A 24,484-nucleotide genomic window follows, 5' to 3' on the forward strand; every position below is an offset into this window, starting at 1 on the left:
TTTGTAAGATTTGGTTTTTCTACAGCTGCAATTGCATCTTTCTGCATTGGAATTCTGCAGTTACGGTTATTACCAAACTCAACGATAACGGTGTCATCCATAATATCAATAATCACACCATAGAATCCACTTGTTGTTAATACGCTATCTCCAGCCTGCATTCCTGCATGCATCTCGTCTGCTGCCTTCTGTTGTTTTTTCTGTGGACGAATTGTCATAAAGTAAATGATTGCTCCAAACAGAATTACATATGCAACAATCATAGTGATAGATGAGCCTGCGCTCGCACTCTGTGCTAATAACATGTCTTTACCTCCATTATTCTTCTATAAATATGATGTTGGGGTCAAAAGGTATTTTGACCCCTTGATACCAGATTGCATCGGCTTTCTGACCTTTTGACCCTGATATCATAAATATATTACCGGTATTCTTCTTCCGGTGTCAAAAAACCTTCTAATGTGGTTTTTTTGAACTCCTTATATCGATGTGCCTCAATCGCTCCGCGTATTTCTTCCATTAAATGATTATAGAAATATAAATTATGCAGAACACAAAGGCGCATTCCAAGCATTTCCTTTGCTTTTAGCAAATGCCGAATATACGCTCTGCTATATGTCCGGCAAGCTGGACACTGGCATCCTTCTTCAATTGGCCGAGGATCTAATTCAAACTTCTTATTAAAAAGGTTTAATTTTCCATGATGTGTGTATACATGACCATGCCTTCCATTTCGAGAAGGATATACACAATCAAAAAAGTCAACCCCTCTGTCAACTGCCTCTATGATATTTGCCGGAGTTCCTACTCCCATAAGATACGTAGGCTTTTCTTCTGGCAGATATGGTACAACTTCATCTAAAATGTGGTACATTTCTTCATGTGTCTCACCTACTGCAAGACCACCTATCGCATATCCATCTAAGTCTAATTCTCTGATTCTCTTAGCATGTTCTACACGTATATCTGCAAATATACCACCCTGATTAATTCCAAAAAGCATCTGATGAGGATTCACCGTGTCTGGAAGACTATTTAACTCCTTCATCTTTATCTTACATCGCTCTAACCATCTCGTCGTTCTGTCTACAGAATTCTGGATATAAGTTCTGTCTGCACGACTTGATGGACATTCATCAAAGGCCATGGCAATCGTCGAACCAAGGTTTGATTGAATCTGCATACTTTCTTCTGGACCCATAAAAATGTGATGACCATCAATATGTGACTGAAAATATACCCCTTCTTCTTTTATCTTACGAAGACCGGACAATGAAAACACCTGAAATCCACCGGAATCGGTAAGAATCGGTTTATCCCAGCCCATAAATTTATGAAGACCGCCAAATTCTTTAATCAACTTGTCCCCTGTTCTTACATGCAAATGATACGTATTTGATAATTCTACCTGTGTTCCAATTGTGCGAAGATCATCTGTGCTGACAGCCCCCTTGATTGCTCCTACTGTTCCTACATTCATAAAAACAGGAGTCTGTATCGTACCATGGACTGTCTCAAACTCTCCCCGTTTAGCCATACCATCTTTCGTTAATAACTTATACATATACTCTCCTTAACTTTACACATAAATTTGATTTTATCATAAACAAAGCAAATGTACAACCTTTATCCTTACTTTTTATCACTTCTATAAAAGTTTTTCACACCTTCAAGACTGCTTCCCATATTTTGAAGCAGCAGATCAAGTACAGTTACTGCAGCCATAGTTTCCACCACTACTACCGCTCTTGGAACAATAATCGGGTCATGTCGTCCATGAATTACAATCTCGGTATCTTCTCCCTCTCGGTTTACGGTCTGCTGTGGCTGTGCAATCGATGGAGTTGGTTTAAATGCTGCACGAAATATAATCACAGAGCCATCACTCATTCCACCAAGTATCCCGCCTGCATGATTCGTTTTCTTTTCAATCTTTCCATTATGATTATAAAAATCATCATTATTTTCAGAACCAACACTTTGCGCCGCTGCAAATCCATCTCCAATTTCAAAACCTTTTACTGCTCCAATAGATAAAATTGCTTTGCCAAGATTTGCACTTAATTTATCAAATACTGGTTCTCCAATTCCTACCGGCATTCCTGTAATCACGCACTCTACAATACCGCCACTAGAATCCAGTTCCCTCATCTTCTCCTGAAGATAGGCTTCTGCCTGTGCTGCTGCCTGTACATCAGGCATATATAAAGCATTTTTATCTCTTTCTTCTTTTGAAAATCTGCTGCTGTCAATCTGAACTGGTCCTACTGCCTTTGTATAAGCAAATATTTCGATTCCTAACTCTTCTAACACTTTTGCTGCCACTGCACCAGCTGCTACTCTAGCCGTTGTCTCTCTTCCTGAAGAACGTCCACCACCGCGATAATCACGAAAACCATATTTCTTATCAAATGTATAATCTGCATGTCCCGGACGATATACATCTTTAATTTCCGAATAATCTTTTGAATGCTGATCTTTATTGAACACTGCCATCGAAATTGGTGTTCCTGTTGTCTTTCCTTCAAAAACACCTGATAAAATCTCTACCTGATCATCTTCTTTTCGCTTTGTTGTATACTTTGACTGCCCAGGCTTTCTTCTATTTAGATATTTCTGTACATCTTCTTCGCAAAGAGAAAGACCTGCCGGACAGCCATCCACCACAACACCAACTCCCTTTCCATGTGTCTCTCCCCATGTTGTCATACGGAACAATGTCCCAAATGTTGAACCTGCCATATATTCCTCCTGCTAAAATCACATCATTAATTGTCCTTAATATTACTCACTCTTTTTTATTATTTTATACCGCCATACTATTCATGATTCCACTTTTCGTAAGCCTTCATACTTTGTCTGTTTATTCTTCTTCTAACATAAACATTAGTACAGAAAGTAATGCCATTCCGGCAGTTTCAGTACGCAAAATCCGATGGCCAAGTGTAATCGGTTCTGCACCGGCTTCCATAGCAAGAGAAACCTCCTCCTCTGGAAATCCACCTTCCGGTCCAATATATATTCCCAAACTCTTTTTACCCTTTACGGATTCTACTACTTGTCTTGAATGTACGATTCCTTCTGCATCCTCATAAGGAATCAGTAACATATCCATACTTTTTCCATACTCTACCGCTTCCTTAAACGACATTACTGACTTTACTTCTGGAATCATTCCTCTTTTCGACTGTTTCGCTGCACTTTTTGCAATCTCATTCCAACGCTGTACTTTTTTTGCTGCCTTCTTTGCATCAAGCTTCACAACTGCTCTTTTCGTAGCCATTGGCACAATCTCTGCAACACCAAGCTCTACTGCTTTTTGAATGATCAGCTCCATTTTATCGTTTTTAGGAAGTCCCTGAAAAAGCGTAATCTTTACAGGAAGTTCCCGAGATTCTCCATTAATATCAACAATAACTGCCTTTACAATATCTGACTGCATATCCTCTATGCTGCAAATATATTCCTTTCCCTTTTCCTCACAGCAAAGAGAAATCTTCTCTCCCTTTTTCATCCGAAGCACATTACGAATATGATTCACATCCTGTAAATCTGTAATCCAGACTTCCTTTTCTTTAACACTAGCAGGTTGTATAAAAAACTGATACATAAATTCCTCCGTTCCATTCTCTGCCTTTTTAAGACATGCATATATCATAACTTCTTTCAAAAAATATGTCAATTTACTATTTAATTCATTTAGAAGAAAACAGACGAAAATAAAAAGAATAGACCATAACAAATGTAAAGATATCACTGCGTAGAAAATGCCTGTTCGGCATTTTTACTTGCTCTCACATTACATTTATTATGGTCTATTCTTTTTATTTTCTGTGTTTTGGCTCTACGTGAATGAATTCAATAGTCTTTGGGAAGATAAAGGGGAGAGATCAGAAGTCTACTACTTGTTCGGAAGATATCTCGCCAGAAGAGAAAAATGATATATTGCGACAATATAATAATAAAATTATTATGTAAAGTAATAGCTTGCGGTATCATCTTATCATCAGTGAAACTTGAAAAAGGTTCAGCAAAGTGAAAATGACATCAGAATAAGCCACAACCTTCTGTCCCCTTCTCTCCTCAAAAACTATTGCATTCATTCCTTCTGGAGCCAAAACACAGAAAAAAGAAATAATACCATATCCCAGATGCGGCTTCGGAGCGTGTTTAAGATGCGGACAAGCATCTTAAATACAGCGACTACAGAGCAGATGGGATATGGTATTATTTCTTTTTTCGTCTGTTTTCCTCTAATGAATCAAATAGTTATCTTCCACTTTTTATTACTTTTTTTAATGTGAGGTTCTGATCAAGGAGAAGGATATCTGCTTTTTTCCCAATGCTGATTGAGCCTCTTTCTTCGTAGATTCCAAGACTGATGGCAGGATTTTTTGTAGCACAGGCTACGGCTGTTTCCAGCGGGATTCCCATCTGTGTAACTGCTGTTCGCATGCAGTCTGCAAGATTTGTTACAGAACCTGCTAATGCCCCATCGGAAACGAGAGTTGCTCTGTTCCCTGTTACTTTTACATCTAGTCCTCCTAATGTATACTGTCCATCTGGCATTCCCGTTGCTCTCATACTATCACTGATAAATATCATACGTTCCGCACCCATCATTTTAAATGCTGCTCTTATCATAGATGGATGAATATGCACTCCGTCGCAAATAATTTCGGACATGGCATGTTCATTGTCAGATGCTGCACCGACAACTCCTGGTTCTCTGTGTGTAAAACCAGTCATTGCATTAAATAAATGTACTACATGATTTGCTCCCGCTTCCAACGCTTCCTTTGCTATTTCATAAGATGCATTGGTATGTGCTAATGAAATATTTACTTTGTCTTTCATGTTCTTGATAAAAGAAACTGCGTTTGCACTTTCTTCTGGTGCAATCCCCAGAAATTTAACGAGATAATCTGATGCATCCAAAAATCGCTGAGCGATTTCTTCATTACATGGGATAATATTCCGTTCATCCTGTGCACCTTTTTTAATCGGACTGATAAATGGTCCTTCCATATTAATACCAACAAAGTCTGCTCTCTTTTTATCGTTCTTTGTTTCTATCTGATCGATATCTTCACATTCTTTTTTATAGTCTGCCGCTGTTTTTAAAATGCTCTCCAGTTCTTCTACCGGAAGAGTCATTGTAGCCGGGGCAATTGCAGTAACACCAACGCTTGCTTCGTACTCTGCAATGCGGCGAATCGCTTCTTTGTCTCCATCACAAAAGTCATCCCCCATACATCCATGGAAATGCAGATCGATTAATCCCGGAATGGCATAAGTTCCCTTTCCGTCTATTACATACTCTGTTATTACATTCTCTGTCAGTTTTTCTTTCTGTGCGGAGGAATCTGCTGTCATATTCATTTTTTTAAATGTGATTTCTTTTTCCTTTTCGGTATACACAGCTGTAATGGTATCTCCTTGTGTGATAATACCACCTAAAACGAATTTCCCGGATTCTGTATATACTTTTACATTATCAATTATCATAGTTATAATCTTCTCACTTTCTTTCGATTTTTTCTGTATAAGATTTTTCCAAAGCCTGCAATGTCCGTTCATGCAATATTTTTTTCTTTGTTTCATCTCGTTCTACATAATAAGAATAAATAATATCTGTCATGATCAGAATCGGAAATTGTGGCGAAATTACATTTCCATGATTTAAATGAAGTAAAGACGGAACTAATACAACTTCTGTACAAAACTCTTTATAATCATCTCTGTTGTTCGCAGTAAATAAGATTGTTTTAGCTCCTCGCTTTTCCGCTTCTTTTAAAAGAAAAATAATTTCTTCTTTTTGCCCACCGATACTAAATCCAAAAACAAGGCTATCTTCATCCTGAAACACAGCCCGCATACGCATCAAATCAGTATCTGTAATCGAGTCCACATCTACACCAATACGCATAAAACGAATTTCCATTTCTTTTGCAGCAAGACCTGAACTTCCTTTCCCACATACCAGAACTTTCTTTGCCTTATTCAGATAATTTCCAATTCTTTCAATCTGTTTTTCATCCACGAGGCTATATGAAGAATTTAAAAGTTCCTGATATGCATTCAATATCATCAATGTATTGCCTGCCATCGTTTCCTTTTTCTCTACAAAATTCTCCTCATACTGATAAATAAATTCCCGATATCCACGATATCCACATTTCTGTGCAAATCGGGAAAGAGAGGCTTCTGAAACAAAAAGTTTCGATGCTACTGTCTTTGCTGAAAAATCTGCCTTTTTCTGATTATTTATAAAGAAATCAGCAATCGATTTCTCAACTGTTGTAAACTTATTATAATTAGACTCTATAACCGGAATAACTGATTTAAAATAATGATTCATTGTTTACTTTCCAATCACTTCCACAAAAGACTTCGTAATAAGCTGTGGTCTTGTGATGATTGATCCAACAACAACACTATATGCCCCCAGCTCCAAAACTCTTTTTGCTTTTTCTGGTGTATTGATATTCCCTTCTGCAATGACCTTATGTTTTACTTTAGAAACAATTGTTCTCAAAATCTCAAAATCATTTTCTTCAATCTTATCTCCCTCACTCTGCTTTGTATAACCGACCATAGTTGTTCCGATAAAATCAAAACCAAGTGTATCTGCATGAACCGCTTCTTCTACAGTGGAACAATCTGCCATAAAAAGCTGGTTAGGATATTTTTTCTTTACTTCGTGAAAAAACTCATCTAACGTCTTCCCTTCCGGTCTTGCAGAACTCGTTGCATCCATCGCTATAATCTCCGGCTTTACTTCCATCAGCTCATCAACTTCTTTCATCGTAGGGGTAATATAAATTTCGCTATCCTCATAATCCCTCTTTACAATGCCGATAATCGGAAGTTCTACCTGCGTCTGAATTTCTTTAATATCTTCCTTTGTATTTGCACGAATACCACTGGCTCCGCCAACTTTTGCTGCTAATGCCATCCTTCCCATAATAAAAGAGGAATGTAGAGGTTCCTCAGGAAGAGCCTGACAGGATACAATTAATTTCCCTTTTAAATTTTCAATCTTTTCTTTTATATTTATATTCATAATCTTTAATCTATTCCTTTCCTGCTTCATTCTAGAGCGTGTTTGAAAAATGCTTTCTGCAAGATGTGCGTTACAATTTGTGGGAGATTTTACCTGAATGAGGGCGGCGTAGCGGGCTACGTCAACTGAATGAAGGCAAAATATACCGCAAATTGGGGCGTGCAGATTGTAGGAATGGTTTTTCAAACACGCTCTAGTCTCGTTATTCATAATTTCTTTTATTTAGAAACTTCCAATGTATTTTCTAAACGTATTTTCCATTGGTAATTTATATTAGTAATTTATATTGGTAATTTCTCTCCTGACTTCGTTATTTATTGAGTAAAAAATATTATTTCCCGCTTAGTATAATCCTTTTCAAAATTATTTTCAAATATTTTTATTATTTCTGAAAGTACTTTCAATCGCAATTCTTTTTTGTAATTCTTCTTATCAAAAACTGAAAGTAGCTTCCATATATTTTTATTCTATTGCTTTTTACTTTTTTCTGGGTATACTAAAGACACAAATGAGAACAAATTTTAAGGAGAGTATGCTATTATGAGAATTTGTAGAGCAACAGATTATAACGATATGAGCAGAAAGGCAGCTCAGATTATTTTGGCACAGATTATTATGAAACCTAATTGTGTCCTTGGTTTAGCTACCGGTTCTTCTCCAATAGGAACTTACGAGCAGTTAATCGAATGGTACAATAAAGACGAGCTTGATTTTTCTGAAGTAACTAGTATCAACCTTGATGAATACAAAGGATTAAGTCCAGAAGACCCGCAAAGTTACCGCTATTTCATGAACACCTATTTATTTGACCATGTCAATATCGATAAAAATCGTACTTTTGTTCCAGACGGACTCGCCACAGATTCAGAAAAGTCCTGCGCTGAGTACAATGCGAATATCCTCAAACAGGGTGGTATTGATCTGCAGCTTCTCGGAATCGGAAGAAACGGACACATCGGTTTTAATGAGCCAGGTACGGTATTTAAGAAAGAAACGCACTGTGTAGATCTTACAGAAAGTACAATCGAGGCAAACAAACGTTTCTTTGCTTCCGAAGCTGATGTTCCACGCCAGGCATATTCTTTAGGAATTAAAAATATCATGCAGGCAAGAAAGATTCTTGTTGTTGCAAGTGGGGAAGACAAGGCAGATGCTTTATACAATGCCGTTTATGGCGAAATTACTCCTGAAGTGCCAGCCTCAATCCTGCAGCTTCATAACGATGTAATCATCGTAGCCGATGAAGCAGCATTAAAAAGATTTTAATTGTTATAGATTCTGATTAAAAAACGCTACGTCATAGCTTTGATCTGTACCTAGGATTCTGGATACAGATCGCTTTCGCAAGCTATCTCGTAGCGTTTTTTCTAATCAATCTGATCAAAATTTAATTCAATGCAAAATCTCCATCAAAATAATTAATCTTCATTGCTTCACGTACATCATTCAATGTCTCGGCTGCTTTCTTTTCAGCAACTTTGGAGCCTTCATGTAAGATATCATATACATCTGGAATACGCTGTTCCCACATCTTTCTTCTCTCACGAATCGGTCCAAGTTCCGCTTCTAATACTTTATTTAAGAACTTCTTCACCTTAACATCACCAAGTCCACCTCTTTGATAATGTTCTTTCAACTCATCAAGGTTCTGGTAACCAGGAAGGAATTCTGCGAAATATTCATCTTTGCAAAATGCATCTAAATAAATAAATACCGGATTGCCTTCTACCTGACCAGGATCTTCTACACGAAGGTGATTTGGATCTGTAAACATAGACATAACCTTTTTCTTTACTACGTCTGCTTCATCAGAAAGATAAATACAGTTTCCAAGTGACTTACTCATCTTTGCCTTTCCATCAATGCCAGGAAGACGAAGACAGGCTTTATTAGATGGGAGAACGATCTGTGGATCTGTTAGCGTCTCTCCATACACACTATTAAACTTATGAACGATTTCTTTACACTGTTCGATCATCGGCATCTGATCTTCTCCTACAGGAACTGTAGTCGCACGAAAAGCAGTAATATCTGCTGCCTGACTGATCGGATAACAGAAGAATCCTACAGGAATACTCGCTTCAAAGTTTCTCATCTTAATCTCAGACTTAACAGTTGGATTTCTCTGTACGCGGGCAACTGTAACAAGGTTCATATAATAGAAAGTAAGCTCTGTAAGCTCAGGAACCATGGACTGAATGAAAATCGTTGACTTTTCCGGATCAATACCACATGCTAGATAATCTAATGCTACCTGAATAATATTCTGACGTACTTTTTCCGGATGTTCTGCATTATCTGTAAGTGCCTGCGCATCTGCAATCATGATATAAATTTCATCATAGTCTCCGGAATTCTGTAATCTGACTCTCTCTGATAATGAGCCTACATAGTGTCCTACATGAAGACGACCCGTTGGACGGTCTCCAGTTAAAATTACTTTTTTCATTATATAGTTTCTCCTTCATATATTTATCTGCTCTTGAAATTTTTCTGTGCTTCATTTAGCGGAGAAAGACTTCAAGAGAAAATTAGTCTTCATCAAGTTTCAATACACTCATAAATGCCTGCTGTGGTATCTCTACATTACCAACCTGACGCATTCTCTTCTTACCTTCTTTCTGCTTTTCAAGAAGCTTCTTCTTACGGGAAATATCACCGCCATAACATTTGGCAAGTACATCTTTACGGACAGCTTTTACTGTTTCGCGGGCAATAATCTTGCTTCCAATTGCTGCCTGTATTGGAACTTCAAATAAATGTCTTGGGATTTCTTCTTTTAACTTTTCACAAATCTTTCTTGCTCGCTCATACGCTGTAGAAGAGTGGACGATAAAAGAAAGTGCATCGACTGTCTCACGATTAATGAGGATATCTAACTTCACAAGTTCTGAACGCTGGTATCCTTTCATCTCATAATCAAACGAAGCATATCCTCTGGAACGGGATTTTAATGCATCAAAGAAATCATAAATAATTTCATTAAGTGGCAGTTCATATTTCAAAAGCGCTCTGGTTTCTTCCATATATTCCATGGAAATATATGTGCCTCGGCGTTCCTGACAAAGCGTCATGATCGCTCCTACATATTCTTTCGTTACCATAATTTCTGCAGATACAATCGGCTCTTCCATGTATTCAATCGTAGATGGGTCTGGAAGATTTGTCGGATTAGTCAGATCAAATACGGTTCCATCTGTCTGATGCACTTTGTAAATAACACTCGGTGCAGTTGTTACTAAGTCAAGATTATATTCTCTCTCTAATCGTTCCTGAATAATCTCTAAATGTAAAAGACCTAAAAATCCGCAACGGAAACCAAATCCAAGTGCTACTGATGTTTCCGGCTCATACTGGAGTGATGCATCATTAAGCTGTAACTTTTCTAAAGCATCTCTTAAATCTGGATATTTCGCTCCATCTGCCGGATAAATTCCGCAAAATACCATAGGGTTTACTTTTTTATAACCAGGCAAAGGCTCCTTACATGGATTGTCTGCATCTGTGACCGTATCACCCACACGAGTATCCTTTACATTTTTAAGACTGGCGGTAACATAACCAACCATTCCGGCAGAAAGCTCATCACATGGGAAGAACTGACCTGCACCAAAAGTACCGACCTCCACAACTTCTGCTTTCGCACCAGTTGCCATCATCAGCATATTCGTACCTTTTTTAATGGTTCCTTCCATAATACGGGCAAAAATGATAACTCCTTTATAAGAGTCATATACACTGTCAAAAATAAGTGCCTGTAATGGATTCTCAGGGCTTCCTCCCGGTGCCGGAATCTTCTCTACAATCTGTTCGAGTACCTGCTCGATATTGATTCCATTTTTCGCAGAAATCTTCGGAGCATCCTCCGCTTCAATTCCAATTACATCTTCAATCTCTTCCACTACACGCTCTGGATCCGCGCTCGGAAGATCAATCTTATTGATAACCGGCATAATTTCAAGGTCGTGATCTAATGCCAGATAAACATTAGCAAGAGTTTGTGCTTCAATTCCCTGCGCCGCATCAACGACAAGAACCGCTCCTTCACAAGCTGCAAGACTTCGACTCACCTCATAATTAAAATCGACATGACCCGGTGTATCGATTAAATTAAATATATATTCTTCTCCGTCTTCTGCATGGTATACAATACGTACTGCCTGAGACTTGATCGTGATTCCACGTTCTCTTTCTAAATCCATGTTATCAAGAACCTGGTTCTGCATCTCTCGATCTGTCAGCAGTCCGGTTTTTTCAATAATACGATCTGCTAAAGTTGATTTGCCATGATCAATATGTGCTATAATACAAAAATTTCTTATTTTACTCTGGTCAATTCCAGCCAAGGTAGTTTCCTCCTGTTTTATAATATGTGCTCCCGAAGTCTTCACCTCACTTACTTTTGTGAGAAGATTCCAAGAGTACATTCATTTTATCTTATCCGTCCTATTCTATCATGAGTTTCCTGCCTTTGCAATTTTTTATTCCTAATCCTGATACAATTTCAACGCAATGGACGTATTATCAATTTATTTATGTATTATTTCACTGCTTTTTATTACTGATTGGACAATTTGACAAACTCATCCAGTCTTTCTTTTGCCTTCCCGCTATCAATCAGTTCGGCGGCAAGTTTCACTCCATCTTCTAAAGTCGAAACCTTTCCGGCAACATAAAAGCCTGCGCCGGCATTCATTAAAACAGCTTCCCTTTTAGGGCCTTTTTCCCCATTTAAAATTGCCAAAGTAATCTTTGCATTTTCTTCTGGGCTTCCACCGACAAGTTCTTCCTTACTACATTTTTTAAATCCAAACTGCTCCGGCTCAATTTCATACGAGCGGAATATTCCATCTTTAATCTCACAAACAGTTGTCCTGGCACTCATAGAAATTTCATCGAGACAATCCTGACCGTAGACTACCATAGCATTTTTTACACCTAAATTAAAAAGGACTCTTGCAAGAGGTTCTACCAGATTCTCATCATAAACACCCATAACCTGCATGTTTGCGCCTGCAGGATTAGAAAGAGGTCCTAAAATATTAAATACCGTACGGATTCCAAGTTCTTTTCGAACATTTGCCACATAACGCATCGCTGTATGATACTTTTGTGCAAAGAGGAAACAGATATCTATATCTTTTAACATCTGTGCACTCTGTGCCGGAGAAACGGTAATATTTACACCAAGAGCCTCTAGCACATCCGCCGCTCCACTTTTACTTGAAGCTGCTCTGTTTCCATGTTTTGCAACCGGAACCCCGCCGGCAGAAATGACAAGCGCGGCAGTTGTAGAAATATTAAAAGAATTAGAGCGGTCTCCTCCTGTTCCTACGATTTCTAATACATCCATATCATTAAGAAGTCTTGTACAATGCGTCCGCATTCCTGCTGCAGAAGCAGTAATCTCATCAATCGTTTCTCCCTTCATGGCAAGGGCTGTAAGATAAGCACTCTTTTGAATATCGTCTGCTTCTCCCGTCATAATCTCATCCATGACAGTCTGTGCCATTTCATAACTTAAATCTTCTTTTTTACTTAATTTGATAATTGCTTCTTTAATCATAATGCTACCTCCTTCTTCTGCTGTCAATGTTGCCATACGGATTTCTGGATGGAAGCCTTCCCGACTAAAATAAAACAAAAAAATCCGCCCATGACAACGTATTACTACTTTGTCAAGGACGGGTGTATTATCAAAATAAATTCATCTCAAAAACTTATTCTTTCACATCCGCGGTGCCACCTTGATTCACAAAATGTGCGCTCTGAAGGATACCATCATATCCCCGGCAACTGACGTATGCCCTCACGTCACAGTGTACTAAGTAAAAGATACCTTTGACTGTGCCCTCCGCGGTCCATTTAATAATCTGCGTTCCACCCGGCTCTCACCTTTCCGGACTCTCTGTGCGTGCACAACTATTTTTATCTCCGCTTCAACAGTTTGACTTGAAAAATTAAATTTTCTGATATTATTAAAGCATACTCCTTATCATTTGTCAATTTATTTTTTATAGGATTTTTCTCCTGACAAAAGCCGATATAACATCTCCGCCAATGGCTTCATTGCATTTTCTGCCTCTTTTACAGTATTATTCTGCGCTCCTACTTCTACAAGCATCGCCCGTTTTACCAGGTGGAGATTATAGCGATAGCCTTTTATATATATTTTTCTTGTCAGGTCTGGATAATATTTCCCACATAAAAGCTGCATTTGTAAACTAAATGCCAGATTGCCTTCTTTATTTGGATTATAGAGATATCCGATATCTCCTTTTTTTGCAAGACGGCTGACCCCATTAAAAAACATAATCTGCGCTGTGGACTTTCCATTAATTTTGGTCCGAAGATGAATACTACTTTCTACCGAATCTCTGTGAAGATCAATGACTACTTTTACAGAAGGATTCTTTTTCAGTGCTGCTTCCACACTGTCACCTGCAAAATTGTAGGCAGCATTTCGATCAAGCTGTCCGTCAACCATATCATACACTGATGTGTCATGTATTGTTTTGATTCCATAAACGGTTTCCAATTCCTTTTGTAATGCTGTTCCCACTTCAATGACAGAACCTTCCTCTCCATTTACCTTTTTATATGTCTCACTCCCATGTGTATGATAAATAAGTACCAGTGGTTCTCCTTTCCCAGGCTTTGCAGACAAATCTGTTTTTACAAGTTTTATCCCGTTTAGTTCTTGTTTTGTCATAGATGTCGTTTCATCAACAATATAAAAATGTTCTAATAAAAAAGAATAGCTTGCCAGTTCTTTTATCGTATAAGTTCTTCCTGTGCCAGTCTGCTTCATTTTACCTGGATCTTTCTTTTTTTCTTCTACAGACTGATCGTCTGATTCTGTAAAATAGCCTGGTACGTTATCACTATATTTTGCCTTGTAGTACCCTTTCCCCTTCCAGTAATCAAGAGCAAACCGTTGAATCGGAAAAAGCTCTGTCTGCATTCCATTTCGAAAAAAAGGAAGCAGCAGCCGTTTTTCCCCTCCGTATGTATCATATCCAAGAATCGGTGCTATCCCATATTTCCCCTTTTGTATTCCGTTTTCAAAAAATTCTCGGAATACTTCTGTATGTATGGGAACACTTTCCCATAAAGAAAGTGTCCTTCTTTTTACCTTTCCGCTTCCACCGGATAAAAATAACCCCCATAATAAAACAAAAAGAACAAACAATAACCCCTCTATTGTTTTTAAATTCTTCTCCCGCATAGTACCTCCCAATCAACATACAACTTCTAGCAGTTTTTGCAAACGCAGCATCAGCTTGTATCAAAAATCAAAATAATTCTCATAATATAAACTTATGCTTGTCCTTTTTGATTATGAAGTTCTACTTGAAACAAATTGATTGATTCCTTCTGAAAGCGTATAGCTGATTCTCTTCACTGCCTCATCAATTTCTTTCGGTGTCACAAAAAGCTCCCATAATTTAGCATCCAAAATCTTCCCTAAAAATCGATACTTTTCACTTTCCGGCCAAGAAGAAAATGTATCTTCCATTTTTTCGCCCTGTGAAGCACAAAAAGAATCCATAATATCACATGCCAGTGACGGAATAGAAATCACAGTAGGGACACCAAGCGCGATTACCGGAACGCCCATTGTTTTTTCCGTAATCTCATTTCTTTGATTTCCTACCCCTGATCCCGGTGCAATCCCCGTATTGCTGATCTGAATTGTCCGGTTTAAACGTTCTGAACTTTTAGCCGCTAACGCATCAATTACAATTAGCGCATCCGGATGAATCTTTTTCACGATTCCCTCCACGATTTCTCCCGTTTCCATTCCTGTCTGTGCCATCACTCCCGGTGCCAGCGCCGCTACTACCGGACATCCTTCCACTTCCTTCCAGCCTTTCAAATGTCTCGTCACAAAAAGATTTTTTATCACGAGTGGTCCCAGTGCATCCGGTGTCACTTCCCCATTTCCAAGTCCTATAAATAATAATTTTTTTCTTCCCAAAAGTAATTTTGCAAGACGTTTTGCAAGATGATTGCTCATTTCCTCATGAAATCCTCCATCATTTCCTGCCATATTTTCTCCCTCAAGCGTTATATAAATTCCCTGTGGCTTCCCAAGCTGTTTCTCTCCGGCTTCGTTTTCAATCTTAATCACCGTTTCCTTAAGCCCCTTTTTTCCAATCTCCTTGTGGCTGACGGTAATTCCTTCAAAAAACTGCTCTCTTTCACAAGATTCCTCCAGCTCATCCTTCAATTCCAATGCCAAATCTGTATGAGAAAAAGAATGTAAAATATTCATGAATACCTCCCAAAATCTGTAATATACGTTTTTTACACTAACTATATTATTCTGACCAAACCCTTTTAAATATTATGTAAAAAAACAAAAAAAGTATTCAAAAAATCTATTTTACCAAAATAAGAGGAAACAAAAAAAGCACACTATCGCATCTGTAAAGATAGTGTACTTTTACTTATATTTTTAATAAATTGATAAATCAAGCTTTTTTAGCTGTGATGCTTACCCAGTCTTTCATATGATTAATCTCAAGGATTTCAAAATGATTGGCAAGCATTGCTTCCTTTACTGCCTCTTCCATCGTATTGATGATTCCGGAAGTGATAAAAACACCGTCATCCTTCAATAGTGGAGCGACAATTCCAGAAAGTGGAATGATAACATCTGCAAGAATATTTGCTACAATAACATCATATTTCTTTCCATTGTTTTTCTCATAAAAACTATCTGCTTCTTCTTTATCAAGAATATTTACCTGCTGGACCTCTGCCTGTTCAGATACCTCATTAATGGCAAAGTTCTCATTCGTTGCTCGAATTGCATTCGGATCAATATCCGTTGCCATCGCGTGATGCGCACCTAATTTTAATCCGATAATAGAAAGGATACCGCTTCCCGTTCCAACATCAAGAAGTTCTGTATCTTTTTTAATATATTTTTTAAGCTGAGAAATGCAGAGCTTTGTTGTCTCATGAGATCCGCTTCCGAATGCAGTTCCAGGATCAATCTCTATTACAATATCATCATCTTTCTTATCAGAAAGGGTCTCCCAGGTTGGCTTGATCACAATATTATCGTCTAAACGAAATGGTTTAAAGAATACTTTCCAGTTATTGATCCAGTCTTCTTCTTCTGTTACGCCTAAAGTGATCTCCCCGCTTCCCATTGGTAAAAATGCAGATAATTCTTCGATTTTTGCTTTTATTTTAGCAATAACAGCCTGTAAATCTTCTTTCTCATCTACATAGCAGGAAATACGAGCCTTACCATCATCCGGTGCAATCTCATCTGGAAGAAGATCTACATACATAATCTTTCTGTCCTCTTCAGATAATGGCACATGATCTTCGATTTCGACACCTTCCATTCCCATCTCAGAAAGCTCATAGCTCAACATATCCTCTGCTGCAGTTGTTGTTTCAATAGTGAGTTTATTCCACTTCATAAGCTTTCCTCCTACTTCTTAAAGAAACCTTTTTTCTTATGTTTTTCGTGTTTTTCGTGCGGAGCTTCTTCTTTCTTTTCGGAAGGGGCTACTTCTCCCATTGCTTCCTGGAAGTTACGAAGCGCCTCTTTCTGTGCTGCATTCATTTTTTCAGGAACCTGCACAACAAATTTGACGATATGGGTTCCACGAATATTTCGGTTTCTAAGGGTAGGAACACCTTTTCCTTTCAGACGAATTGTTGTATCTGTCTGTGTTCCCGGTTTTAAAGTATACTCATAAGGGCCATCTACGGTATCAATCTTAATCGTTCCACCAAGCGCTGCCTGTGCAAATGTGATTGGCTCTGTAGAGTAGATATCATATTCCTGTCTCTGGAACTTAGGATGACGGGATACGGTTACATTAACAAGTAAATCTCCTCTTGGTCCGCCATTAATACCTGGTTCTCCCTTTTCACGAATTCTTACACTCTGACCATTGTCGATACCTGCTGGAATCGGCACTTTAATTCTTTTACGAACCTTAATGTATCCCGTACCGGAACAGTCACTACACTTGTTACGGATAATCTGTCCGCTTCCGTTACAATCCGGACAAGTCTGAACATTACGAACTGTTCCAAACATAGACTGCTGTGTAAATACAACCTGACCGGTTCCTTTACATTTCGGACAGGTTTCCGGACTTGTGCCTGGTTTCGCTCCACTTCCGTTACAAGTCTTACATTCTTCTTTTAATGTAATCTCCAGTTCTTTATCTACGCCGCGAATGGCATCATCAAAAGTGATACGAACACCGGCACGAAGATTCGCTCCCTGTCTTGGTCCGTTTCTTCTGGCATCGCCGCCTCGTCTGCCTCCGCCAAAGAAATCTCCGAAAATATCTCCAAAGATATCTCCCATGTCTCCTCCGAAATCAAAACCGCCAAAACCACCGGCTCCACCGCCACCCTGCTCAAATGCAGCATGACCGAACTGGTCGTATTTACTCTTCTTTTCCGGATCACTAAGTACTTCATAAGCTTCTGCAGCTTCTTTGAACTTCTCCTCTGCCTCTTTATCTCCCGGATTCATATCCGGATGATACTTCTTTGCAACCTTTCGATATGCACGCTTAATTTCCGTCTCTGACGCATTCTTATCTACGCCTAAGACTTCATAATAATCTCTTTTTTCTGCCATTTTATCCTCCAACCTGGTGTACTCTATCATTCATAAAGTTTTATGTTCCTGAATAGTTAAGATACCATAGGTGTTTTGAAAAATCAAAATAATTATGAATGATACAATACACTGGGAACTTTTTGTTCAAGTCGAGCAGCCCTGTCACTCACCACCTGAAAGAGGTGGGAGTCTTCTCGACTGAGATAAACAAATTTCCCCTTTCTCTCCCACCTGTAAAAACAGGCAGGAGTAAGAAAGAGGAATATTTACATTTTAAACAAGTGTTATAAAACACATTTCTATCTGTTTATACTTCTTTATAGTCTGCATCAACAACATCATCTGCATTATAAGTTGCATTTGCATCAGCATCAGCCTGTGGTCCAGGACCAGCCTGACCTGCTGCTCCGCCAGCCTGCTCATACATCTTAGCAAATAAAGACTGTGCATCTTTCATTAACTGCTCTTTACCTTCGTTAAGAGCTGCTACATCTGCTTCTGAAATGTTATCTGGAGTCGTGCGGTCAAGAACTTCTTTTAATTTCGCAATGTCTGCTTCAACAGTAGCTTTCTCAGAAGCATCAATCTTATCTCCTGCTTCTTCTAATGCTTTCTCTGTCTGGAATACCATATTGTCTGCATCGTTTCTTGCATCAATACCTTCTTTTCTCTTCTTATCCTGTGCTTCGTATTCTGCAGCTTCTTTTACAGCCTTATCGATATCTTCATCAGACATATTAGATCCAGCAGTAATTGTGATATGCTGTTCTTTTCCTGTTCCTAAATCTTTTGCAGATACATTTACAATACCATTTGCATCGATATCAAATGTTACTTCAATCTGAGGTACACCTCTTCTTGCTGGTGGAATACCATCCAAACGGAACTGTCCAAGAGTCTTGTTATCTCTTGCGAACTGTCTCTCACCCTGTACAACATGGATGTCTACTGCTGTCTGATTATCCTCTGCTGTAGAGAAAATCTGGCTCTTCTTTGTAGGGATTGTTGTGTTACGCTCGATTAACTTTGTAGCAACACCACCCATTGTCTCGATAGATAAGGATAATGGAGTTACATCCAGAAGAAGGATATCGCCGGCACCTGTATCACCTGCTAACTTACCACCCTGAATAGAAGCACCGATTGCTACACATTCATCTGGGTTGATTCCCTTGAATGGCTCTTTACCTGTTAACTGTTTTACTTTATCCTGTACAGCTGGAATTCTTGTAGAACCACCAACTAATAATACTTTACTTAATTCAGAAGCGTTAAGGCCTGCATCGTTTAATGCTTTAGAAACAGGTGTTGCTGTTCTTTCTACTAAGTGAGCTGTTAATTCATTGAATTTTGCTCTTGTTAAGTTCATCTCAAAATGCTTTGGACCCTCAGCAGTTGCTGTAATGAAAGGAAGGTTGATGTTTGTTGTTGTAGAAGAAGAAAGCTCTTTTTTCGCTTTTTCAGCAGCTTCTTTTAATCTCTGCATTGCCATCTTATCTGTAGATAAATCTACACCTTCTTTTGTCTTGAAATCCTCTAACATATACTGTGTGATTACATTATCAAAATCATCTCCACCTAAACGGTTATCTCCGGCTGTAGATAATACTTCGATAACACCATCACCGATCTCAATGATAGATACATCAAATGTACCACCACCTAAGTCATATACCATGATCTTCTGCTCATTCTCGTTATCAAGGCCATAAGAAAGAGCTGCTGCTGTAGGCTCGTTAATGATACGCTTTACATCAAGGCCTGCAATCTTACCTGCATCTTTTGTTGCCTGTCTCTGAGCATCGTTGAAGTATGCAGGAACAGTGATAACTGCTTCTGTTACCTTTTCTCCTAAGTAATTCTCTGCATCAGATTTTAACTTCTGTAAAATCATTGCGGAAATCTCCTGTGGAGAATACTTTTTATCATCAATTGTTACTTTATAATCTGTACCCATTTCACGTTTGATTGATGAAATAGTCTTGTCAGCATTTGTTACTGCCTGACGCTTTGCCGGCTCACCGACAACTCTTTCACCAGTTTTTGTGAAAGCTACTACGGAAGGAGTTGTTCTCATTCCTTCTGCATTTGTGATAACAACAGGTTTTCCACCTTCCATTACTGCTACACATGAGTTTGTTGTACCTAAATCAATACCGATTATTTTACCCATAATTATTTCCTCCTGTATTCTGTCAAATTCATATATCTAAAATATGACTAATTAACTACTTTTACCATGCTGTGACGAAGAACTCCATCTTTGTACATATATCCTTTCTGGAACTCTTCAGATACAAGGTTCTCACCCATCTCTTCATTCTCTTCATGCATAACTGCATTATGAAAATCTGGATTAAATTCCTTTCCTACAGCATCCATCGGTTTTACACCGATTTCTTCAAGTACGGTAATCATCTGCTGATAAATCTTGATAAATCCCTGAGCAAATGCCCCTTCCTTCTCTTCTTCTGAAAGAGCATCCAAACCTCTTTCAAAATTATCAACAACCGGAAGTAACTTTGCAAGAACCTCTTTCGCTCCTACATCATACATATGGCTCTGCTCTTTTGCATTTCTCTTTCTGGCATTCTCAAATTCTGCCATCAGACGCTGATATTTATCTGTCATCTCTGCTGCCTTTTCTTCACTCTTTTTTAATTCAATTTCAAGAGCGGCTGCAGACTTCTTTTTCTTTTTCGTCTTGGTTTCTTTTGTCTCTTTGGCTTCCGTTCCGTCCTCCGTCGTTGTTTCTTCCGGAGTCTCTCCCTTCGCCTCTTCTACGATACTTTCGTCGGATACTTTTTTTTCTTCTTCCACTTAAGTACCACCTTTCTATGATTTATTATTAAAAATCTCATCTAAATCATCGGTTAGATTTCTGAGAGTATTTACAACCTTTCGGTAATCCATTCGTTTCGGTCCGATAATTCCGACCGTTCCTGTTCCGCCTTCCTTCAATTCATAAGTGGCAGTTACGATACTGCAATCCCTTAAAGACTGTACCTGCGTCTCGTTACCGATATAAACCTGTATGCCATGTTTTTCTTCCTGATTCACTGTATCATCCACAAGCTTTACAAGCTGCTTCTTCTCCACTAATGTATCAAGAAGTGCTGTTGTATGCTCAGGATTAACAAGCTCAGGATACTTAAGCATATTCGTTGCTCCGCTGGTATAAATCTCCATGTTGTCTGCTTCGTGAATTGCCTCTACAATTCCACTGAAAACTCCTTCTAAAATATCTGCATGCATCCCTGCCTGCACCTTCATCATATGAACTAACTCGATATTAATATCATTCAGTGTCAGTCCTTGAAGAAAAGAGTTCAACAAAATATTAAGTTTTAAAATCTCGTCATTTCCAAGTGGTTCATCCATATTCATGAGTACGTTCTTTACCGTATCATTCCCAACTACGATTACTACCAAAAGCCTCTGTGTATCCACCATAGAAAGCTGAATAAACTTAAGCTTCGATTCCTTAATCTGTGGTGTGGAAATCAATGTAGCGTAGTTCGTGTTCGCTGCAAGTAAATCTGCAACGTTCTTCAGAACCTCTTCCATGCGATCCATCTTATTAATCAGATCCTGATGTTCCTTCTCCCTCTCGGTTTCCCTGATTCGAATCTCATCATTCTCTTCCATCAGACAGTTCACATAATAACGATATCCTAAATCTGAAGGAATCCTTCCGGCAGAAGTATGTGGCTGGAGGATATATCCAAGTTCTTCGAGATCCGCCATCTCATTACGAATCGTTGCTGAACTCAAATGTAAATCAGAATCTTTGGCAATCGTTCTGCTTCCTACCGGATCTCCGGTCTCTAAGTAAGTAGAAATAATTGCTTTTAAAATTTTCATCTTACGTTCATCCAGTTCCATCTCTTACTCCCTTCCTTCTTAGTTATTAGCACTCATCATTATCGAGTGCTAATATCTACATTCATTAAGTTATCACTATCTGCAATCCTTGTCAAGTATATTTTCGATTTTTTTCTTAAAATCTTTTTACAACATAAAATCACAGAAAATATAATCGCTCACATCGATTCCTGCATCTGTAAGACGAAGCATTTCCCCATTTTTTATCCATTCAAGCAGATCAATCTTTTCATATTTAGATATCACTTCTCCGTACACGTCCATGATATTTTTATGAAAACACTCCCTGAACTCTTTTTTAGAAATGCCAGCTCGTTTGCGCAGCCCTAAAAACATAAATTCTTCTATTTTATCTTTTTGGCTTAATACAGTATAATCTTCCCTCATCATAAAAGGAACATACGGCTCTTTTTTATAATGTTCCAAGTTTCTCTCATTTGAAAAACGAGTTCCTTCAAAATAAGAAGATGCGCCAAGCCCAAAGCCAATATATGGAACCCCGCTCCAATATCCAAGATTATGAATACATTCCTTTCCTTTTAATGCATAATTAGAAATTTCATATCTGTCATATCCGTTTTCTGCAAGAATCTCCTTTGTAAACTGATACATTTCGCGGTCTGCTTCTTCATTCGGAATCTTTTTATGAATCTCTTCTGATTCGTAAAAAGGGGTTCCTTCTTCTAAAATAAGACTGTATGCAGAAATATGCTCCGGTCGCAATGCCATTACTTTTTCAAGCGTTTTCTTATAGATACTCATCGTCTGGCCCGGAAGACCACTCATCAGATCAATATTAATATTTTCAAATCCAGCCTTTCTAGCCAGCTCATAATTTTTCAAAAACTCTTCCCATGTATGAATTCTTCCTAATAAATACAGGCAGGAATTATCTGCACTTTGCAATCCCATACTCAGACGGTTTATACCAGCATCTTTATATGCAGAAAGATTTTTCTTTGTAAGAGTTCCCGGATTCGCCTCCATTGTAATCTCTGCTTCCTCTTTTATAAGAAAATATTTCTGAACCACCTGCATAATATTCTTTATCTGATTGCCAGAAAGAAGAGATGGGGTACCTCCTCCTATAAAAATACTTCTTACCTGATAAGTATCTTTATTATTTAAAATATCATTTAAAACTATACCTGTCTTCTCTATCTCTTTTACCAAACATCGAACATACTCTTCCCTGTCTTCTGCACTTGAAGGAAAAGAAAGAAAATCACAGTAGTTACACTTCTTTATACAAAATGGAATATGGATATATAATTCCAAGTCTTTTCGATTCTCACATATCTCACACATTGCACCCATAAATGATCCTTTCCTTTTAAATTTAAAAACGTTATCTCAGTATAACATATTTCAAAAAAAAATTCATTTTACGCTTGACAAACTGCTCGAAAATCAATAGAATATAGAAGTATGTTTACATTAGATTGTCCGTGTCCGAAATAATGCAAAACAATATAAACATAATAATAATTATAAGTAATAATATTTGGAGGTGTACAGATTGGCTAACATCAAATCTGCAAAAAAAAGAATTTTAGTTATCGAAACAAAGACATTAAGGAACAAATCTATTAAATCTAAAGTAAAAACTTGTATTAAGAACGTAGAAGTTGCTGTAGCAAAAGGTGACAAAGAAGCTGCACAGGCTGCTTTAACAGTTGCTATTTCTGAAATCAACAAAGCTACTTCTAAAGGAATTTTCCACAAGAATACAGCAGCAAGAAAAGTTTCCCGTCTTACAAAAGCGGTTAACGGAATTGCTTAATTAAAATAAAACATTTATCTCCGAAAAGAGCGGCTGCTTTTCGGAGATTTTTTTATCTCAGTCGAGAAGACTCCCACCTCTTTCAGGTGGTGAGTGACGGCTGCTCGACTTGAATTTATCTTGTTATTTTGCCAAATTGTATGATATTAGGGCAAAAGTAATTTGCAAATCAGAGCTTCTACTCCAATCTGATCTCCTATTTTTCCGGTTTTAATGTCTTCTTCTATCTGAATACATTCCTCGATACATCTTTCTAATGTTTTTTCTCCATAACCTCTTAGCTGCTGTTCATTTTTTCGAATGGCAAATCGTGGGATTCCAGCGGTTTTGGCGATGGCATCATCTGGTTTGCGAAGTGTGCGCATATTGGAAATAATATGAAGAATCCGATATTGACGCACGATCAGAAATAAAATATGCATTGGCGGTTCTTTTAAAAGAATAAGATCATTATAATACCCAAGTGCCGCCGGCTTATTTCCTCTGGCAATGGCATCTACAAGGTCAAATATTTTATCCTGTACTTCCCCGGATGTAATCGCATCAATATCTTCTTTTGTAATTTCTTCTTTTTCTCCGACATAGGCGATTAACTTATCTGTTTCATTCTTTATCTGAAACATATCATCTCCAACTTTTTGTAGAAAATATATTGCATCATTTTCTCGAATCTGCTTCTTTTCCTTTCCAAGCAAAGCTGCAATCCAGCGCAGAAGAACTTTTTCTGTTTGATTCTTTTTCAAAAATTCTCCAATATAACCATTCTTTTTTATCCACTTGTATACTTTAGAACGTTTATCCACTTCTGATTCGCATATAAGAATACAGGTCGTTTCCGGCATATTATCCATAATATTCACAAATTCATCTTTTCCTGTTTTTAAGATTCCTGTTCCATCTAAAAGCAAAAGACGTTTTTCGCTAAAGAACGGATAGGTAAATGCCAGTTCCTGCAAGGTATTGATATCTACTTTCGCATCGGTAAATTCTGCGTAGTTCATCGTATCACCTTCTCTGATCATTCCATTCTTCAGCATATGCTTTGCCTGAAGGATAAGATATGGTTCATCTCCAGTCAGAAGATAGACTTTATAAAAAGATTTTTCTTTTATCTGTTTTTTTATTTCTTTCATAAAAATAA

Annotated in this window: 20 protein-coding genes and 2 pseudogenes (1 of these 22 running past the window's edge); 3 read left to right on the forward strand and 19 right to left on the reverse strand. The window is 38.0% G+C overall.

Features of this window, described 5'->3' with window-relative positions; genetic code table 11:
* The 7 genes and pseudogenes from yajC to EHLA_RS08960 form a co-directional block, all read right to left on the reverse strand.
* Positions 1-305: the 5' portion of a preprotein translocase subunit YajC gene (gene yajC, locus EHLA_RS08930; protein ID WP_021906694.1), read on the reverse strand. 16 nt of this gene lie to the left of the window's left edge; the window shows 305 of its 321 coding nt (coding positions 1-305); its start codon is at positions 303-305; its stop codon lies beyond the left edge, outside the window.
* Positions 306-421: 116 nt separating this feature from the next.
* On the reverse strand, positions 422-1,564 hold the full coding sequence (tgt, locus tag EHLA_RS08935) for a tRNA guanosine(34) transglycosylase Tgt (RefSeq protein WP_021906695.1): 1,143 nt from the start codon (positions 1,562-1,564) through the stop codon (positions 422-424).
* Between the two features lie 68 nt (positions 1,565-1,632).
* Positions 1,633-2,742: a chorismate synthase gene (gene aroC, locus EHLA_RS08940; protein ID WP_096240390.1), complete on the reverse strand. Its 1,110-nt coding sequence runs from the start codon at positions 2,740-2,742 to the stop codon at positions 1,633-1,635.
* A 121-nt stretch (positions 2,743-2,863) separates the two neighbouring features.
* Positions 2,864-3,610, reverse strand: a complete 747-nt coding sequence (locus EHLA_RS08945) for a 16S rRNA (uracil(1498)-N(3))-methyltransferase (protein WP_096241604.1) — start codon at positions 3,608-3,610, stop codon at positions 2,864-2,866.
* Between the two features lie 659 nt (positions 3,611-4,269).
* Complete coding sequence (gene nagA, locus EHLA_RS08950) at positions 4,270-5,508, reverse strand: N-acetylglucosamine-6-phosphate deacetylase (RefSeq protein ID WP_096240392.1); 1,239 nt, start codon at positions 5,506-5,508, stop codon at positions 4,270-4,272.
* Positions 5,509-5,521: 13 nt separating this feature from the next.
* The gene (locus tag EHLA_RS08955; protein ID WP_096240394.1) at positions 5,522-6,361 is read right to left on the reverse strand and encodes a MurR/RpiR family transcriptional regulator; all 840 of its coding nucleotides are present in this window, start codon (positions 6,359-6,361) and stop codon (positions 5,522-5,524) included.
* 3 nt (positions 6,362-6,364) lie between these two features.
* Positions 6,365-7,192, reverse strand: a pseudogene (locus EHLA_RS08960) (putative N-acetylmannosamine-6-phosphate 2-epimerase); the annotation flags it as partial.
* Between EHLA_RS08960 and EHLA_RS17030 the strand changes: the two are divergent.
* A pseudogene (locus EHLA_RS17030) lies at positions 7,109-7,333 on the forward strand (DUF6783 domain-containing protein). The pseudogenes EHLA_RS08960 and EHLA_RS17030 sit on opposite strands and share 84 nt — an antisense overlap.
* Before the next feature lie 273 nt (positions 7,334-7,606).
* Entirely contained in the window at positions 7,607-8,332 is a 726-nt protein-coding gene (gene nagB / locus EHLA_RS08970; protein ID WP_096240396.1) for a glucosamine-6-phosphate deaminase, read from the forward strand.
* A 121-nt stretch (positions 8,333-8,453) separates the two neighbouring features.
* Here nagB and trpS read toward each other — a convergent pair whose 3' ends face one another.
* From trpS to hemW, 11 genes are all read right to left on the reverse strand, one after another.
* Positions 8,454-9,515, reverse strand: a complete 1,062-nt coding sequence (gene trpS, locus EHLA_RS08975) for a tryptophan--tRNA ligase (RefSeq protein WP_021906745.1) — start codon at positions 9,513-9,515, stop codon at positions 8,454-8,456.
* Positions 9,516-9,597: 82 nt separating this feature from the next.
* Positions 9,598-11,412, reverse strand: coding sequence for a translation elongation factor 4 (gene lepA / locus EHLA_RS08980; protein ID WP_096240398.1), 1,815 nt, complete (start codon positions 11,410-11,412; stop codon positions 9,598-9,600).
* A gap of 212 nt (positions 11,413-11,624) precedes the next feature.
* The gene (gene trpD / locus EHLA_RS08985; protein WP_021906743.1) at positions 11,625-12,632 is read right to left on the reverse strand and encodes an anthranilate phosphoribosyltransferase; all 1,008 of its coding nucleotides are present in this window, start codon (positions 12,630-12,632) and stop codon (positions 11,625-11,627) included.
* Between the two features lie 441 nt (positions 12,633-13,073).
* The gene (spoIIP, locus tag EHLA_RS08990; protein ID WP_096240400.1) at positions 13,074-14,294 is read right to left on the reverse strand and encodes a stage II sporulation protein P; all 1,221 of its coding nucleotides are present in this window, start codon (positions 14,292-14,294) and stop codon (positions 13,074-13,076) included.
* Between the two features lie 111 nt (positions 14,295-14,405).
* A complete protein-coding gene (gene gpr / locus EHLA_RS08995) occupies positions 14,406-15,344 on the reverse strand; it encodes a GPR endopeptidase (RefSeq protein ID WP_096240402.1) in 939 nt (312 codons plus the stop codon).
* 199 nt (positions 15,345-15,543) lie between these two features.
* Positions 15,544-16,509, reverse strand: coding sequence for a 50S ribosomal protein L11 methyltransferase (prmA, locus tag EHLA_RS09000; protein ID WP_096240404.1), 966 nt, complete (start codon positions 16,507-16,509; stop codon positions 15,544-15,546).
* Between the two features lie 11 nt (positions 16,510-16,520).
* Positions 16,521-17,693: a molecular chaperone DnaJ gene (gene dnaJ / locus EHLA_RS09005; protein ID WP_096240406.1), complete on the reverse strand. Its 1,173-nt coding sequence runs from the start codon at positions 17,691-17,693 to the stop codon at positions 16,521-16,523.
* A gap of 289 nt (positions 17,694-17,982) precedes the next feature.
* A complete protein-coding gene (dnaK, locus tag EHLA_RS09010) occupies positions 17,983-19,848 on the reverse strand; it encodes a molecular chaperone DnaK (protein ID WP_096240408.1) in 1,866 nt (621 codons plus the stop codon).
* Between the two features lie 47 nt (positions 19,849-19,895).
* Positions 19,896-20,495 (reverse strand): nucleotide exchange factor GrpE, encoded by a 600-nt coding sequence (gene grpE / locus EHLA_RS09015; protein WP_096240410.1) that lies wholly within the window; start codon positions 20,493-20,495, stop codon positions 19,896-19,898.
* Between the two features lie 15 nt (positions 20,496-20,510).
* Positions 20,511-21,560: a heat-inducible transcriptional repressor HrcA gene (hrcA, locus tag EHLA_RS09020; RefSeq protein ID WP_096240412.1), complete on the reverse strand. Its 1,050-nt coding sequence runs from the start codon at positions 21,558-21,560 to the stop codon at positions 20,511-20,513.
* 126 nt (positions 21,561-21,686) lie between these two features.
* Positions 21,687-22,877 (reverse strand): radical SAM family heme chaperone HemW, encoded by a 1,191-nt coding sequence (gene hemW, locus EHLA_RS09025; protein ID WP_242970703.1) that lies wholly within the window; start codon positions 22,875-22,877, stop codon positions 21,687-21,689.
* Between the two features lie 202 nt (positions 22,878-23,079).
* Here hemW and rpsT point away from each other — a divergent pair, with 202 nt between their 5' ends.
* Complete coding sequence (gene rpsT / locus EHLA_RS09030; protein WP_096240414.1) at positions 23,080-23,343, forward strand: 30S ribosomal protein S20; 264 nt, start codon at positions 23,080-23,082, stop codon at positions 23,341-23,343.
* A 146-nt stretch (positions 23,344-23,489) separates the two neighbouring features.
* Here the strand turns inward: rpsT and holA are convergent, their stop codons facing one another.
* Positions 23,490-24,476, reverse strand: coding sequence for a DNA polymerase III subunit delta (gene holA, locus EHLA_RS09035; protein WP_096240416.1), 987 nt, complete (start codon positions 24,474-24,476; stop codon positions 23,490-23,492).
* Positions 24,477-24,484: the final 8 nt, after the last annotated feature.

It is taken from the genome of Anaerobutyricum hallii, assembly GCF_900209925.1.
Lineage (GTDB): Bacteria > Bacillota > Clostridia > Lachnospirales > Lachnospiraceae > Anaerobutyricum > Anaerobutyricum soehngenii.

Coding starts and splice junctions, on each gene's coding strand:
- tgt (WP_021906695.1), bottom strand. CDS start 1,564: ATGTATAAGTTATTAACGAAAGATGGTATGGCTAAACGGGGAGAGTTT.
- aroC (WP_096240390.1), bottom strand. CDS start 2,742: ATGGCAGGTTCAACATTTGGGACATTGTTCCGTATGACAACATGGGGA.
- EHLA_RS08945 (WP_096241604.1), bottom strand. CDS start 3,610: ATGTATCAGTTTTTTATACAACCTGCTAGTGTTAAAGAAAAGGAAGTC.
- nagA (WP_096240392.1), bottom strand. CDS start 5,508: ATGATAATTGATAATGTAAAAGTATATACAGAATCCGGGAAATTCGTT.
- EHLA_RS08955 (WP_096240394.1), bottom strand. CDS start 6,361: ATGAATCATTATTTTAAATCAGTTATTCCGGTTATAGAGTCTAATTAT.
- nagB (WP_096240396.1), top strand. CDS start 7,607: ATGAGAATTTGTAGAGCAACAGATTATAACGATATGAGCAGAAAGGCA.
- trpS (WP_021906745.1), bottom strand. CDS start 9,515: ATGAAAAAAGTAATTTTAACTGGAGACCGTCCAACGGGTCGTCTTCAT.
- trpD (WP_021906743.1), bottom strand. CDS start 12,632: ATGATTAAAGAAGCAATTATCAAATTAAGTAAAAAAGAAGATTTAAGT.
- spoIIP (WP_096240400.1), bottom strand. CDS start 14,294: ATGCGGGAGAAGAATTTAAAAACAATAGAGGGGTTATTGTTTGTTCTT.
- gpr (WP_096240402.1), bottom strand. CDS start 15,344: ATGAATATTTTACATTCTTTTTCTCATACAGATTTGGCATTGGAATTG.
- prmA (WP_096240404.1), bottom strand. CDS start 16,509: ATGAAGTGGAATAAACTCACTATTGAAACAACAACTGCAGCAGAGGAT.
- dnaJ (WP_096240406.1), bottom strand. CDS start 17,693: ATGGCAGAAAAAAGAGATTATTATGAAGTCTTAGGCGTAGATAAGAAT.
- dnaK (WP_096240408.1), bottom strand. CDS start 19,848: ATGGGTAAAATAATCGGTATTGATTTAGGTACAACAAACTCATGTGTA.
- hrcA (WP_096240412.1), bottom strand. CDS start 21,560: ATGGAACTGGATGAACGTAAGATGAAAATTTTAAAAGCAATTATTTCT.
- hemW (WP_242970703.1), bottom strand. CDS start 22,877: ATGGGTGCAATGTGTGAGATATGTGAGAATCGAAAAGACTTGGAATTA.
- holA (WP_096240416.1), bottom strand. CDS start 24,476: ATGAAAGAAATAAAAAAACAGATAAAAGAAAAATCTTTTTATAAAGTC.